General features: G+C 63.6%; 13 protein-coding genes and 1 tRNA gene. 9 read left to right on the forward strand and 5 right to left on the reverse strand.

What is annotated here, in order from left to right; genetic code table 11:
• The first annotated feature begins 154 nt into the window (after positions 1-154).
• Both BCCGELA001_RS07610 and BCCGELA001_RS07615 read left to right on the forward strand, forming a co-directional pair.
• A complete protein-coding gene (locus BCCGELA001_RS07610) occupies positions 155-871 on the forward strand; it encodes a glycosyltransferase family 2 protein (RefSeq protein ID WP_202815404.1) in 717 nt (238 codons plus the stop codon).
• On the forward strand, positions 847-2,937 hold the full coding sequence (locus BCCGELA001_RS07615) for a discoidin domain-containing protein (protein WP_060734975.1): 2,091 nt from the start codon (positions 847-849) through the stop codon (positions 2,935-2,937). The genes BCCGELA001_RS07610 and BCCGELA001_RS07615 overlap by 25 nt, the downstream gene beginning before the upstream one ends.
• 94 nt (positions 2,938-3,031) lie before the next feature.
• Here BCCGELA001_RS07615 and BCCGELA001_RS07620 read toward each other — a convergent pair whose 3' ends face one another.
• The 4 genes from BCCGELA001_RS07620 to BCCGELA001_RS07635 all read right to left on the reverse strand — a co-directional run bounded on the left by BCCGELA001_RS07620 (position 3,032) and on the right by BCCGELA001_RS07635 (position 6,560).
• On the reverse strand, positions 3,032-3,832 hold the full coding sequence (locus tag BCCGELA001_RS07620) for a class I SAM-dependent methyltransferase (RefSeq protein ID WP_144441194.1): 801 nt from the start codon (positions 3,830-3,832) through the stop codon (positions 3,032-3,034).
• A gap of 476 nt (positions 3,833-4,308) precedes the next feature.
• Positions 4,309-4,383 (reverse strand) — tRNA-Val (locus BCCGELA001_RS07625).
• 158 nt (positions 4,384-4,541) lie between these two features.
• Complete coding sequence (locus BCCGELA001_RS07630; protein WP_060734977.1) at positions 4,542-5,834, reverse strand: hypothetical protein; 1,293 nt, start codon at positions 5,832-5,834, stop codon at positions 4,542-4,544.
• Between the two features lie 120 nt (positions 5,835-5,954).
• Positions 5,955-6,560, reverse strand: a complete 606-nt coding sequence (locus BCCGELA001_RS07635; protein ID WP_008563691.1) for a DUF1134 domain-containing protein — start codon at positions 6,558-6,560, stop codon at positions 5,955-5,957.
• Positions 6,561-6,699: 139 nt separating this feature from the next.
• Here BCCGELA001_RS07635 and BCCGELA001_RS07640 point away from each other — a divergent pair, with 139 nt between their 5' ends.
• Entirely contained in the window at positions 6,700-7,185 is a 486-nt protein-coding gene (locus tag BCCGELA001_RS07640; RefSeq protein WP_060734978.1) for a YHS domain-containing (seleno)protein, read from the forward strand.
• Here the strand turns inward: BCCGELA001_RS07640 and BCCGELA001_RS07645 are convergent.
• Entirely contained in the window at positions 7,179-7,994 is an 816-nt protein-coding gene (locus BCCGELA001_RS07645; protein ID WP_060734979.1) for a 3'(2'),5'-bisphosphate nucleotidase CysQ family protein, read from the reverse strand. The two genes, BCCGELA001_RS07640 and BCCGELA001_RS07645, sit on opposite strands and share 7 nt — an antisense overlap.
• Before the next feature lie 212 nt (positions 7,995-8,206).
• On the opposite strand from BCCGELA001_RS07645, the gene chpT reads away from it, so the two are divergent.
• The 6 genes from chpT (at position 8,207) to BCCGELA001_RS07675 (ending at position 14,947) form a co-directional block, all read left to right on the forward strand.
• A complete protein-coding gene (gene chpT / locus BCCGELA001_RS07650; protein WP_060734980.1) occupies positions 8,207-8,860 on the forward strand; it encodes a histidine phosphotransferase ChpT in 654 nt (217 codons plus the stop codon).
• A 198-nt stretch (positions 8,861-9,058) separates the two neighbouring features.
• The gene (locus BCCGELA001_RS07655) at positions 9,059-11,878 is read left to right on the forward strand and encodes a hybrid sensor histidine kinase/response regulator (protein ID WP_060734981.1); all 2,820 of its coding nucleotides are present in this window, start codon (positions 9,059-9,061) and stop codon (positions 11,876-11,878) included.
• 21 nt (positions 11,879-11,899) lie between these two features.
• Complete coding sequence (locus BCCGELA001_RS07660; RefSeq protein ID WP_060734982.1) at positions 11,900-12,370, forward strand: chemotaxis protein CheW; 471 nt, start codon at positions 11,900-11,902, stop codon at positions 12,368-12,370.
• Positions 12,371-12,440: 70 nt separating this feature from the next.
• Entirely contained in the window at positions 12,441-12,806 is a 366-nt protein-coding gene (locus BCCGELA001_RS07665; protein ID WP_007600538.1) for a response regulator, read from the forward strand.
• A gap of 75 nt (positions 12,807-12,881) precedes the next feature.
• A complete protein-coding gene (locus BCCGELA001_RS07670) occupies positions 12,882-14,078 on the forward strand; it encodes a protein-glutamate methylesterase/protein-glutamine glutaminase (RefSeq protein ID WP_060734983.1) in 1,197 nt (398 codons plus the stop codon).
• The gene (locus tag BCCGELA001_RS07675) at positions 14,075-14,947 is read left to right on the forward strand and encodes a CheR family methyltransferase (RefSeq protein ID WP_008562052.1); all 873 of its coding nucleotides are present in this window, start codon (positions 14,075-14,077) and stop codon (positions 14,945-14,947) included. Before BCCGELA001_RS07670 ends, BCCGELA001_RS07675 begins: the two co-directional genes overlap by 4 nt.
• Positions 14,948-14,958 lie beyond the last annotated feature (11 nt).

Genomic DNA, 14,958 nt, shown 5'->3' on the forward strand with positions numbered 1-14,958 from the left:
TCAATAGCGCTGTGATATCAAATACATTCTAGGTTTTACGGGCAATCAAGGCTCAAGAGCGAAGCAGTCACCTGCCTCGTGTTCTGGCGAACCCATGCCTTGCTCTCCGCGCAAGCGCTTGCTCTTGCCTGCAGGAACCAACCGCATCGGAGCAATGATGAAGACCACCTTGTTGGTGATGGCGCTCAATGAGCTCGAGGGCATGAAGGTCATCATGCCTCGTGTTGACCGATCTTGTCTCGACCAAATCATCGTCGTCGATGGTGGCTCGACCGACGGCAGCATCGAGTGGGCCAAGGAGAACGGATATCAGGTCTATGTGCAGCAGAAGAGGGGCTTCCGCCACGCATACACCGAGGTATGGCCGCTTGTAGAAGGCGACGTGGTGGTCACATTCAGTCCGGATGGGAACTCCGTCCCTGAACTTATTCCTGGTCTCATCGCCAAGATGAGAGAGGGGTATGACATGGTCGTAGCTTCCCGCTATCTGGGCGATGCCAAGAGCGATGACGACGACGTCATCACTGCCTTCGGCAACTGGCTGTTCACCAGAACGGTCAATCTGCTGTATGGCGGCCGATACACCGACGTGATGGTGATATTCCGTGCCTATCGCAAGGCGCTGGCACACGAACTCGGGCTCGATCGGGAGGATGCATATGCGTTGCCCGAAACGATGTTCGGTACCAAGATCAGCTGGGAACCGCTCTTGTCGGTGCGAGCGGCGAAGGCGAAGCTGAAGATCGCGGAAATACCGGGGGATGAACCCGCACGGATCGGCGGAGAGCGAAAACTTCAGATTTTGCGCTGGGGCGCCGCCTACTACTTCCAGTTCATCCGGGAGATATGGTTCTGGAGGCCGGCCAAGTGAAGCGATCCGGGTTGTTCGGGCCGTTGATCGCCGCATTGCGGGCTGAAGACGGCTTGTCCCGGGGAGTTATCCTCGTCTCGCTGTTACTGGTGGTGTTCGCATATTTGCCGACCCTCCAGTTTGACTATGTGACGCAGGATCAGTGGCGCGCGTTCAGATACTCCACCGAACCGCAGTCGGCGCTCGATCGTGGCCAGGCGTGCGTGACCATGATTCCGAGCTTTTATGTCCTGACCGGACGCCCCTTCGTATGGATGACCGAATGCATCGAGCATGCCGTGGTCGCCAGAATTTCCGACTTCGCCTACCTGCGCCCGATCATGCTTGCGATCGCGCTTGCGACGGTGATGTACCTGGGTTTCGTCTTGGCGCCGATCTTGGGGGGGATGGCCTTTGGAACGTTGGCCGCCGCCGCAATGGTCCTCACGCCGGCCTATTCATTCATGTTTTTGCAAGGCCTGCCGGCGGGGATGGTTCTGATTGCCCCGATCTTGGCTGCCGCTTCCTTCCATCTTTACAGCGGACGAAATCGCGAGCCCAGGCGTAAGCAAAAAGCGGTCGCAATATCTTTCTGCCTGTTCTTGAGCGCGTGCCTGATCTATCCCGCTTACGCCTTCATTGTCGTACCTCTTGCTCTGTTGGAGTTCGGATTTGACCTCGCGAAATCTTTGTCGAACAGGCTGAAGAATCTTGTTTCGACCCTGGGATTCTATTTCGGCACGTGCCTGTTCTACTACGGGCTCGTCAAGGTAACGGTATCCTTCATCGAGCGTAAAGCGGGTGATCTACCGGTCGGGTACGAGGTTGCCGTGCAACTCGGCTCTGTCCTCCTTCACCAGGCGAAGGTGGCCGCCATCCATTTCGTCAATATGTCGCCGTTCGACTTTTCTGCGCCGCCGGGATTGTCGCTCATCATTCTGATTGCTTTCTGCGGTATCCTCGCATGGCTCGGCAGCAGGGCCACGAAAGGAGGGCATTCTGTCCTCACGGTTGGCCTGTCGTTCCTGATCATCGGTCTTGTCGTCCTGTTTGCAGCGATTTCGCCCTGGCTGTTCAGCCCATCCCAAGCCCTTGCTTCCAGACACGTGCTCCCCTGGAACCTGTTTTTTTGCGGCGCCACGGTCGGGCTTCTCTCCCTGCTTCTTCGGCGCTATCCGGCGACTGCGAGATGGGCACCTGCGATCCTGTTGTTTGGCGGTTTCTTGCCGATCGCCTGGATTCAAAACCAGCAGGCCAAGCTTGAGACCGTTGTCACGGGCGCGGAAATTCAGCTGATGCGGGACAAGTTGTCAGATTGGCTTGATATGAAGGGATGGATCAACAGCAGGCATTTGCTGGTGGTGGTTCCAATCCGTCCTCGTCCGCCGAACGCCGAGAAAGAGCTCAGCCCTCAACTCGGCAACGAAAATGCAGTCCTCGCGACCTCCAGAAATCCTGTCGGCATACCCTGGATGATCAATGCACTGCTTCGCGAGCGAGCAGATTATCCCGGTGTTCCGGTGGAATATTGTGGATCCGACCAAGCTTGCGTCAACCGCGCGCTAACGAGTTCGAAAAGTGTCGTCGTGAGTTTCTCATCCGGTTCTGAGGTGATCTACGGGCCGGTCAAGCCTTATATCATGGACTTTTCCAGGATGACCGCCGAGCCCATCACGCCTTCGGTGGCCGGTGTGAAGATCAATGCCACCAGTGTCTTGGGCGAATATGGCCCTGGCGGGTTGTTCTGGTCAGCACAGCCTGGCTGGCATGCTTCGAGAGATCCAACCTATCCGCAGGTCATCACGGTGGAGTTCACGGTTGCGAAACCGTTCAGCAGCGTGAGCTTCGAGTCTCAGAATGGCCTTGTCGAGCGGATGCCGAAGGAGGTCAGAATCAAGATCAGCGATGACGGGAGTGCCTGGACGTCGATTGCGTCTGCAGGCGATATTTGCGCGTTGGATGATCTGCGAGGGTGGCGTACCGTGAGAATCCCCGAGCGTGTTCGATCGCGGTTCTTGCAGATCGAGATTCTGTCGAATTGCGGCCATCCCGATATTCTGTCGCTGAAAGGCCTGAAGCTGGAGTGACCCGTTGCCTCGTTTCGGAGGGGCTCGCTCGCTGAGGACAGGCGTTCAACGCCCTCACAATCGGCGTGTCCCGGTCGTCGGCCGCAGAGGCGATCTAATGCACGGGATCAGTCCACCAGAAGCCGTTCTCGCAGTTTACCCTTTCGAACTCTTCTGTGACGGCGAGCAGGACACCCGGGTGAAATGCGTTGCCGTCGGGGAGAACGAATAAGTCGCTTTCCATGTTGGCTCGGGCAAGCGCAACCAGATCGTCTCGGGGCGCGGTGTCGAGATCATCGCCACAGATCACGCCACCGGGACGCAATAGCCGCTTGGCCTCCTGCATGTCTCGCTTGGCGTCGGCATAGTAATGTGACCCATCGATGTAGATTAAGTCGAAAGACTGATCCTTGAGGAGAGGAAGGAAGTTTTTGGATTCCGCTCGTACGAGTGAGACGGAAAGCCTGGCTTCGTTCTTGTAGATTTCTTTCAACGTCGTGTTGATCGCAACATGGTGGAGGCCGTCCATTCCAACTGTCGCGGCGGCTGTCTCGCCTTCAGCAATGTAGGGGCGCCATGCGTCGACCAGCGTCAGTGAAGAGCCCGCCGGCAGGGTTTGCAGCCAGACCTGAGTCGATCCTTTCCCCATCCACGTGCCGACTTCCAGGACGTCGCAGGGCTTTGTAAGAAATTGCCCTGCCACTCTTCGGATGCTGCTACGGCGTTCGTGCCAGAGCTGATTGGAATGCACCCCGGCCAGAGCCACGAATGGGCCGGATGGCATTGCGATATTGGCCATCTTGGCGAAGATCGAGGGGAGTACCGGTAGCTCGCCGAGGGCCGATACCGCTAGCCACTTCAATCCGCGTTCACGATACAAGAGACGGGCACGCTTTATCTTCGACGCGGTTGACATCCAGCATTCCAATTTGTCGGACTGTTGTAGCCCAATCTTCTGGGCGAGATTTTTCGCGATAGACAATCATTACAGCGTGCAGAGCTTGTGACAATCCGTCGTCACGGGCACCTACATGCAGACTCGCCATATGTGGTGGTTACATAGGAGATCGCATCTGCCTCTCGGGTGTCATGCGAGCCGCAATGCCAATGACCGGCGCGGACGTCGGCGAGCGCCGACTTGTCCCCTAGACTAAAGCCGCTCTCCAGGCACGCCCATCCTACCCCTGTTTTGCCCGACGCCTCGCACAAAAATTCGGAAAACGCGCAACCCCTTGTTTTTGCTCATGTCGGCTACTGTGCATGGGGTTGTTTTCAATGCCTGGACAGAGCGGGAGCAAGACGCACCAGTCCGTCTGCGCTCTTCGAGCTACGCCGGACACGCTTCGCCATCATTGGGCGTGGCTGCGCCACGCGAAGCCTTTTGGCGAAGCGTGGTGGGCGCACAAGGGATCGAACCTTGGACCTCTCCCGTGTGAAGGGAACGCTCTCCCGCTGAGCTATGCGCCCGGGACCATCGTGCAGGCGGCCGGACTTGTCAGTCGGCCGGCACATGGAGCCCGCGATTTAGAAGTGCGGGCCGAAGGTGTCAAGTTTTCAGGCGGGTTGCGGCCGCAAAACCTTCCGCAAGCCACGCAATTCGCAGGCGAGGCCGGGTTTCGGCCTGCTTAGGCCCCCTGCTGGCGGGCGCGGGAAGCGTGGGCCTGGAGGGCGCGGATGCGCTCGGCGAGCGTTCCGCCGCCCTCGGGCAGGCTCGCAGCGCCCTTGGTCGCGGCGTCGTTGGCGGGGCGCGGCGCCGGCTTCGGCGGCTGGCCGGCCTCGGCGGCGAGCAGCGCCTCGATCGGCGAGTTCGGGCCTTCGAGCTGCATCGCGAGCTTTGCCACTTCCGCGGCGATGTCGTTGATGCGCTCGCGCAAAAGCGCGTTCTCCATCCGCTCCGTCGCCCAGGAGCTCTCCGCCTGCTGCTGGATCGTGTTGATGTCGCGCTGCAGCTTGGCGCGCTCGTCGCGCGCGCTGCGGAGCTGCTCCTCCAGCGCGATCTTCTCCGCACGCAGCGCCTCGAACGCGGCCGACGATTTGCCGCCGCTCAGGGCGGCGAGCTCGACGCGCAGCTCCTTGACCGTGCGTTCGGCACTGTCATTAGCCTGGCGCAGCTGGTTGTTCTCGTAGTCGCGCTCGGCGAGCAGCTTGCCTTGCGTGGCGAGGCGCGCCTCGAGGTCGGCGACGCGGCTGGACAGCATCTCGGCCTCCTTCACCTGCACGATGAGCTGGCGGTCGAGCTCGGTGACGCGCTGGCTCAGATTCTCGACGCGGCCGCGGGCTTCGGCGAGCTCGCGCGAGGCGGTCTCGGATTCGGTGCGCTCCTGCGCGAGGCGCGCCTGCGTCGCCGCGAACTCCTTTTCGGCATCACCGACGCGGTTCTTCAGTTCCTCGATCTGCGCGCGTACCGCGACGAGCTCGACCTGGCGGCTCTCCGCCATCATCGAACGGTCGGAGAGCTCGGTGTTGATCCTGGCGAGATCGGCCTGCTTGTCGGCCAGCGCGATCTCGGCCTCGCGCAAGGATTGGGTCTTGGCGGAGAACTCTTCTTCGGTGGCGCGGAGCTGCTCCTTCACCGCCTTCTCGCGCGCTTCCAGCGCAAAGATCGTGGCGTTCTTTTCGCCGAGCTCGATCTTCATGCGATTGATGGCGTCGCTCTTCTTGCCGAGCTCGGCGAGCTGGCTCGTTGTCTTGTTCTTGAGCTGCTCGACGCTCATCTCCAGCCGCCGCGCCGACATGGCGAATTCGGCCCGGAGCTGATCCTTGTCGGCCTGGATCTCGGCCATCGACAGCGGGGTGGCGGCCTCGAGCCGGCGCGTGGTCAGGCGCACCGCGCGGTTATGCACCAGCGGCACGATGGCGAGCCCGCACAGCATCGAGAGCAGGAAACCGATCGCCAGGTACATGATCGGCTCGACCATGGGCCAGAACTCCGAGAGCTAAGGAAAAATTTACCAACGACAATGCCATGGCGGGCCGGCAAAAAGCCAGCCCCGCTCTGTCGTTAACCTTGATCGGTAAGCGGAGGGAGAAAGGAGCGCCTAGAACGGGTTCCAGGTCGCGCTGGGAGTGTATTTGAGATACCCGATATTGGCGCCCAGCCGCAGGCCGAGGCCGGAGCGGATCGGCACCAGCACGATGTTGTTGGCGGTCAGCGCGGTCATGCCGAAGCCGCCGATGATATAGGCCGAGCCGTCGAGGCCGGCGAAGCGCTGGTAGATCGCGTTGGTGGCAGGCAGGTTGTAGACCAGCGTCATGGTGCGGGCGCCGTCGCCGCCCCAGTCGAAGCCGAGCGAGGGGCCCTGCCAATAGACGCGCAGATCGCCGGCGTTCTTGGTGTAGAGCGTGCCTTCGCCGTAGCGCAGGCCGGCGACGAAGGCGCCGGACCCTTCCTCACCCAGGATATAGCCGTTCGGCAGGCCCCATTGGCTGACCGCCTTTTCGATGATCGAGGCAAGCCCGCGCGAGACGTTGCCGAAGAAGCGGTGGCCGGCGGTGACGAGCTCGTCCGGCCCATAGGTGCTGGGGGTCTGGGTTCGCTGCGGCGGCGGCAGGTTGGGCGGCGGCGCCTGCTGGGCGGAGGCTGGCACGATCCAGCCGACCATCGCGACGAGCGCGAGCGCAGCAAGGCGTGATGCGAAAGTCATAAAAGAACCCCTGGTATCGAAACCGATCGCTTCCTTAACCTGACGCCAACAGGCACGGCTCTAGGTTGCGCCGGATGTCCCCTCGACTCGGATGTTATCCGCAGCAACTATGACGGCACAACGGCAGGAAGATAGCCCTTTGCGCCCCGGAATTGCCTTGATCGGCCGTCTCGTCTGCCTGCTGGCGGGCATTTGGATCGGCTGCGTGGGGCTGCCGGCCAAGGCTGCCACCACCGAGCGGATCGTCGTCAACCGTTTCAGCGGCGTCGCCATCGAGGGTTTCGACCCCGTCGCCTATTTCGTCGATGGCACGGCTGCGCGAGGCAGGGCGCAGTTCGAGGCCAGCCTCTGGGGCGCGGTCTGGCGCTTCCGGAACGAGGGCAACCGGGCTTCCTTCCTGGCCCATCCCGAGATCTACGGACCGCAGTTCGGCGGTTATGATCCCGCCGACATCGCCCGCGGCGTCGTCATCGCCGGCAATCCCCGCTTCTTCGCGATCGTGGCGCAGCGGCTCTATTTGTTCAGCCGGGAAGCCAACCGCGACGCCTTCGCCGCCGACCCCGAGCGCTTCCTCTATGAGGTCCGCAAGCGCTGGCCGACGCTTCAGAGCAAGCTCGGTCAGTAGCCTCGTACCGCCTGTGGGTCGCCCCAGGCGATGAACTCGGGGATGATGAACCCGCCGCCGCTGCGCTGGCCGAAGCGAAGCCCGCCGCCCTTGCCGTCGGTCACCCTGCCGCCCGCCGCGGTCACGAGCGCGCAGCCGGCTCCGACGTCCCATTCCGAGGTCGGCCCGAAGCGGGGATAGATATCGGCGCTGCCTTCCGCGATGCGGCCGAATTTCACCGCCGAGCCGCACGTCTTCCTGACGGCGTTGGGCCTGTTGTCGATGAACGCCTCGCTCTTGGGATCGCCATGGGAGCGGCTCACCGCCGCGATCCAGGGTTCGCCCTGTGCCGGCAGCTTGCGGGTGCGGATCGGTTCGGCCGCGCCGATGGTCGTGCCGTCAAAGCTGACGCGCTCGGCGCTGCGCCCGACGATGCCGCGCCAGAGCAGTCCCAGCGCGGGCGCCGAGACGATGCCGAGCAGCGGCACGCCTTCGGTCACCAGAGCGAGGTTGACGGTGAACTCGTCGCGGCCGGCGACGAATTCCTTGGTGCCGTCGAGCGGATCGATCAGGAAGAAGCTGCCCTGGAACGGCGGGGAGGCGAGTTGGGCCCGCTCTTCCGACAGCGTCGGCACGTCGCCGGCGAGCTGCGCGAGGCCCTCCGCGATGATGCGGTCGGCGGCCAGGTCCGCCTCGGTGACCGGCGAACCGTCCTGCTTGCCGTCGACCCGCATCGCCGCGCGGTTGACGGCAAGGATCGCTTCGCCCGCCTTCACCACCAGCGCGGTGAGCGGCTCCATCAGGCCGGATGCGGCCGCATCGTCGATCATCCTCACTTGCGTGCCTCATTCATCGGCAAGTCTCGCCCCTGTCAGTTGATTCGCCCTGATCGATTCGACCGGCCCTTTATGGCCGCTTCGAACCTATCGCAAGCTAGCTGCCGCAGGCTTGCGAATGTTAGAACCCGCATCATCCGTCAAGCATGCGTGATTCGCGGCGTCCAGCGCCGTGCAATGCCAGGAACCCTCCAGGACCCCATTATATGTCTGACGCTTCGTCGCCCGCGACCGCTACTGCTCCCGATATGCTCGAACTCGCAGCCCTCCTGTGCTCGCGGGTCTGCCACGATCTCATCAGCCCCGTCGGCGCCATCGTCAACGGGCTCGAAGTGCTCGATGACGATCCCAAGCCCGAGGACCGCGAGTTCGCGCTCGACCTGATTCGCAAGAGCGCCAAGACCGCCTCGGCCCGGCTCCAGTTCTGCCGCCTCGCGTTCGGCGCCGCCGGCTCCTCTGGCGCGCAGATCGATCTCGGTGATGCCCAGACCATGGCGCGTGGTCACATCGAGGACGGCAAGTGCTCGATCACCTGGAATCTGCCGCGGCTGCTGCTGCCGAAGAACCGCGTCAAGCTGCTGCTCAACATGCTGGTCGTTGCCCAGCACACGATCCCGCGCGGCGGCATGCTGACGATCGATCCGATCGGCGAGGGCGAGACGATGAGCTTTCGCATCACCGCGACCGGACACAACGCGCGCCTGCCGCAGAACATCTCCGAGCTCCTGAGCGGCGAGCGCGGACCTGCTGCCGATGCGCATGCGATCCAGCCTTATTATACGCGTCTGCTCGCGCAGGCCTGCGGGCTCACCGTGACGCTCAAGCCGGAAGGCGAAGCCATCATCGTTAGCGCTTCGTAAACGAAGCGCGTCGCTCCCGAAGCGTTAATCCAATCTTTACGAGGCGCTTCGGCTTGTCCGGAGCGCCTTATCTCTTTGTTGGTTCCGTTCTTTTGCACATACTCAACCAATATTAAACGCTTTGCGGTGAAGCTGGCCCCATTCCGAAATGGCGTATCACGTCTCGTGCGCGCCCTTCCTGTATGAAGGCCTGTTTTCATGGATGATCTGTTGCGGGAGTTTTTGACGGAGACCAGCGAGAGCCTGGACACCGTCGACAATCAGCTGGTGAAGTTCGAGCAGGAGCCGAACAACGCCAAGATCCTGGATAACATCTTCCGCCTCGTCCACACCATCAAGGGCACCTGCGGCTTCCTCGGCCTTCCCAGGCTTGAAGCGCTGGCGCATGCCGGCGAGACGCTGATGGGCAAATTCCGTGACGGCATGCCGGTGACCGGGCAGGCGGTGACGGTGATCCTGTCCTCGATCGACCGCATCAAGGAAATCCTCGCTGGCCTGGAGGCGACCGAAGCCGAGCCCGAGGGCAACGACCGCGATCTCATCGACAAGCTGGAAGCGATGGTCGAGCAGGGCATGGCGGCAATGGCGGCTGGAAGTGCCGCTGCTCCCGTTGCTGATGCGCCGCCGCTGGCGCCTGAAGCGCCAATTGCAGCTGCACCCGCACCCGCACCCGCAAAAGAGATGACCACGGGCTCGCTGATCGAGCAGACGCTGGAGCGTCCGCTGCGTCCGGGCGAAGTCTCGCTCGACGAGCTCGAGCGCGCTTTCCGCGAGACCGCGATCGAAGCGCCGGCCCCGGCCGCCGTTGCCAAAGCCGAAGTCAAGGCCGAGTCCGCGCCGGCTGCTGAAGCCCCGGCTGCCAAGGAAGCTGCGAAGGACGCCGCAAAGCCTGCCGCCAAGGAGAAGGCCGCGCCGAAGAAGTCGATGGCCGATGAGAGTGCCGGCGAGGGCGACCGCATCGCCAACCAGTCGATCCGCGTCAACGTGGACACGCTGGAGCACCTGATGACCATGGTCTCCGAGCTGGTCCTGACCCGCAACCAGCTTTTGGAAATCTCCCGCCGCAACGAGGACACCGAGTTCAAGGTGCCGTTGCAGCGCCTGTCCAACGTCACCGCCGAGCTGCAGGAAGGCGTCATGAAGACGCGCATGCAGCCGATCGGCAATGCCTGGCAGAAGCTGCCCCGCATCGTCCGCGACCTGTCGAGCGAACTCGGCAAGCAGATCGAATTGGAGATGCACGGCGCCGACACCGAGCTCGACCGCCAGGTGCTCGACCTGATCAAGGACCCGCTCACCCACATGGTGCGCAACTCCGCCGATCATGGCCTGGAGACCCCCGCCGAGCGCCTCGCCGCCGGCAAGGGCGAGCAGGGCACCATCCGCCTGTCCGCCTATCACGAGGGCGGCCACATCATCATCTGCATCGCCGACAACGGAAGAGGCCTCAACACCGAGAAGATCAAGGCCAAGGCGCTCTCCTCAGGCCTCGTCACCGAGGCCGAGCTCGAGAAGATGAGCGAGGCCCAGATCCACAAGTTCATCTTCGCGCCCGGCTTCTCCACCGCGGCCGCCATCACCTCAGTCTCCGGCCGCGGCGTCGGCATGGACGTGGTCCGCACCAATATCGACCAGATCGGCGGCACCATCGACATCAAGTCCGTGGCCGGCGAGGGCTCGTCCGTCACCATCAAGATCCCGCTGACCTTGGCCATCGTCTCGGCCCTGATCGTGGAAGCGGCCGGCGACCGTTTCGCGATTCCCCAGCTCTCGGTGGTCGAGCTGGTGCGTGCCCGCGCCAACAGCGAGCACCGCATCGAGCGCATCAAGGACACCGCGGTGCTGCGCCTGCGCAACAAGCTGCTGCCGCTGATCCACCTGAAGAAGCTGCTCAAGATCGACGACGGTGCGGCCTCCGATCCCGAGAACGGCTTCATCGTGGTGACCCAGGTCGGCAGCCAGACCTTCGGCATCGTCGTCGACGGCGTGTTCCACACCGAAGAGATCGTGGTCAAGCCGATGTCGACCAAGCTGCGTCACATCGACATGTTCTCGGGCAACACCATCCTGGGCGATGGCGCGGTGATCATGATCATCGATCCCAACGGCATTGCCAAGGCGCTCGGCGCCGCCGGCTCCTCGGCCCATGACATGGGCGACGAGAACGGGGCGCATCACATCGGCGCGGGCGAGCAGACCACCTCGCTCTTGGTGTTCCGCGCCGGCTCGTCCCAGCCCAAGGCGGTCCCGCTCGGGCTGGTCACGCGCCTGGAAGAGCTGCCCGCCGACAAGATCGAGTTCAGTAACGGCCGCTACATGGTGCAGTACCGCGAGCAGCTGATGCCGCTGGTCGCCATGGAGGGCGTCACCATCGCCAGCCAGGGCGCCCAGCCGATCCTGGTGTTCGCCGATGACGGCCGCTCCATGGGCCTCGTGGTCGACGAGATCATCGACATCGTCGAGGAGCGGCTCAACATCGAGGTCGGCGGCTCCGCCTCCGGCATTCTCGGCTCGGCCGTGATCAAGGGCCAGGCCACCGAGGTGATCGACGTCGGTCACTTCCTGCCGATGGCGTTCGCGGACTGGTTCACCCGCAAGGAGATGAAGCCGTCGCTGCATTCGCAATCGGTGCTGCTGGTCGACGACTCAGCGTTCTTCCGCAACATGCTGGCCCCGGTGCTGAAGGCGGCCGGCTACCGCGTCCGCACCGCGCCGACCGCGCAGGAGGGCTTAGCTGCGCTGCGCGCGCAGAGCTTCGACGTGGTGCTGACCGACATCGAGATGCCCGACATGAACGGGTTCGAGTTCGCCGAAGTGATCCGCTCCGACAACAATCTGGGCTCGATGCCGATCATCGGCCTCTCCGCCCTGGTGTCGCCGGCGGCGATCGAGCGCGGCCGTCAGGCCGGCTTCCACGACTACGTCGCCAAGTTCGACCGTCCCGGTCTGATCGCGGCGCTGAAGGAGCAGACCGCGGGCGCCGCCGGCGCCTCCGAGCTGAGCCGCGCGGCGGCCTAAGCAGACCTGAGGAGAGACGAGATGAGCAAGAAGACGCAAGTGGGCGAAGGCGCCATGGTCGAATACGTCACCGCGATGATCGGCGGCCAGCTGTTCGGCCTGCCGATCTCCCGCGTCCAGGACGTGTTCATGCCCGAGCGCGTCACCCGCGTGCCCCTGTCCTCGCGCGAGATCGCGGGCGTCCTCAATCTGCGCGGCCGCATCGTCACCGTGGTCGACATGCGCGCACGCCTCGGCCTGCCCAAGGCCGAGGATGGCAAGGTGCCGATGGCGGTCGGCGTCGACCTGCGCGGCGAATCCTACGGCCTGCTGATCGACCAGATCGGTGAAGTCCTGCGCCTGCCCGAGGCCGGCATGGAGGAGAACCCCGTCAATCTCGATCCCCGCATGGCCAAGCTCGCCGGCGGCGTCCATCGCCTCGACGGCCAGCTCATGGTCGTCCTCGACGTCGATCGCGTCCTCGAACTCGCGCCCGAAATGATGGCGGCCTGATACGGCGCAATTGCCGCCGACGTGCCAGTAATTGGAAGTGCCCCCAAAGGGGGAGGAAGCAGAGGCTCAGATGCGTACTTGTCTCGTCGTTGATGATTCCAGCGTCATCCGCAAGGTTGCGCGCCGGATCCTTGAGGGCCTCGACTTCCAGATCCTCGAAGCCGAGGACGGTGAGAAGGCGCTCGAAGCCTGCAAGCGCGGCCTGCCCGATGCGGTGCTGCTCGACTGGAACATGCCCGTGATGGACGGCTACGAGTTTCTCGGCCATCTCAGGCGCATGCCCGGCGGCGACCAGCCCAAGGTGGTGTTCTGCACCACCGAGAACGACGTTGCGCACATCGCCCGCGCGCTGCACGCAGGTGCCAACGAGTACATCATGAAGCCCTTCGACAAGGACATCGTGACGGCGAAGTTCCAGGAAGTCGGCCTGATCTGAGCGAACGCCCGGAGGCTGGACGGATCCTTCGGCGCCTGTTTTCAACTGAACCGTTTCAGCCTGAGTTGGTGAGTAATGAGTGTTGCGTTCGCAGGTAATTCGACTACGGGCTCGTCGCGCGAAGCCGGGCCGCTGCGGGTGATGATCGTCGATGACTCCGTCGTCATCCGAGGTCTGATCTCGCGCTGGATCGGTGCCGAGCACGACATGGAAGTCGCGGCCTCCCTGCGCACCGGGCTCGAGGCGGTCAACCAGATCGAACGGATCAACCCCGACGTCGCCGTGCTCGATATCGAAATGCCCGAGCTCGACGGCCTGTCGGCGCTGCCGCAGCTTCTTGCGAAGAAGCGCGACCTCGTCATCATCATGGCTTCAACGCTGACCCGCCGCAACGCGGAGATCAGCTTCAAGGCGCTGTCGCTCGGCGCGGCCGATTACATTCCAAAGCCGGAATCGACGCGTGAGGCATCGGCCGCGGACATCTTCCATCACGATCTGATCCAGAAGATCCGTCACCTCGGTGCGCGGCTGCGCAGAAGGGCCGCGGTTGCGAGCCCGCCGCTGGCGCCCGCGAGCCCGGCCCCCGTCGCGCGCGGCCCTGTTGCGCGGCCGATCGCGCCCGCTCCGGCTCCGGCGCTGCACGCGCCGTCCTCGGGAGTTCTGGTGACGCGTCCATTCTCGACGCAAGCACCGAAGGTGCTGCTGATCGGCTCCTCGACCGGCGGACCCCAGGCGCTGATGACGCTCGTCACCGAGCTCGGCCCCGTGATCGACCGCGTCCCCGTGCTGATCACCCAGCACATGCCGCCGACCTTCACCACCATTCTCGCCGAGCATCTGGCGCGAGCGAGCCGCAAGCCGGCGGCCGAGGCGGTCGACGGCGAACCGGTGAAGCCGGGACGGATCTATCTTGCGCCCGGCGGCAAGCACATGCGTGTCGTGCGGAGCGGCGCGGATACCGCGATCGCGCTCGACGACGGCCCCGCCGTCAATTTCTGCAAGCCCGCGGTCGATCCGCTCTTCACCTCCGCCATCGACATCTGGCACGGCGGCATCCTCTCCGTGATCTTGACGGGCATGGGCTCGGACGGCATGCGCGGCGGCAAGGACATTGTCGCTGCCGGCGGCAGTGTCATCGCGCAGGACGAAGCCTCCAGCGTGGTCTGGGGCATGCCGGGCGCGGCGGCCAATGCCGGCATCTGCGCGGCGATCCTGCCGCTCAACCAGATCGGCGCCAAGGTGAACCGCCTGTTCGCGGGAGACCGCTCGTGACTCCTTCGGATTACGACTATCTGCGCAAGTTCCTGAAAGAGCGCTCCGGACTCGATCTGTCCGCCGACAAGCAATATCTGGTCGAAAGCCGGCTGCTGCCGCTCGCGCGCAAGGCGAGCGTGCCAGGCATCGCCGATCTCGTGCTGAAGATCAGGAACGGCGACGGCCGGCTTGCGACCGACGTGGTCGAAGCCATGACCACCAACGAGACCTTCTTCTACCGCGACAGGATCCCGTTCGACCACTTACGCGACACGATCCTGCCGGGCCTGATCCGGGCGCGCGCCGCGCGCAAGTCGCTGCGCATCTGGTCGGCGGCGTCGTCGACCGGGCAGGAGCCCTATTCGATCGCGATGTGCGTCAAGGAGATGGGCGCGGCGCTCGCCGGCTGGCGCATCGAGATCGTCGCCACCGATCTGTCGCAGGAGGTGCTGGAGAAATCCAAGGCCGGCATCTACAGTCAGTTCGAGGTGCAGCGCGGCCTGCCGATCCAGCACCTGATGAAATACTTCACGCAGATCGGTGAAGTCTGGCAGCTCAATGCCGACATCCGCGCGATGGTGCAGTTTCGCCAGCTCAATCTGTTGCAGGACTTCTCCCATCTCGGCACCTTCGACGTGATCTTCTGTCGCAACGTGCTGATCTATTTCGACCAGAGCACCAAGGCGGTGATCTTCGAGCGCATGGCCAAGGGGATGGAGGCCGACGGCACGCTGCTGCTCGGGGCCGCCGAATCCGTCGTCGGCATCACCGATGCGTTCCGCCCCGTCACTGACCGCCGCGGCCTCTACCAGCTCAACCCCGCGCGCTCGGGCCGACCGATGGGCGGGTTGATGCCGCAACCGATCAAGGTCGCCGCGGCGAGGTGATCTTCTCCTCG

The sequence above is a fragment of the Bradyrhizobium sp. CCGE-LA001 genome (assembly GCF_000296215.2).
Classification (GTDB): domain Bacteria; phylum Pseudomonadota; class Alphaproteobacteria; order Rhizobiales; family Xanthobacteraceae; genus Bradyrhizobium.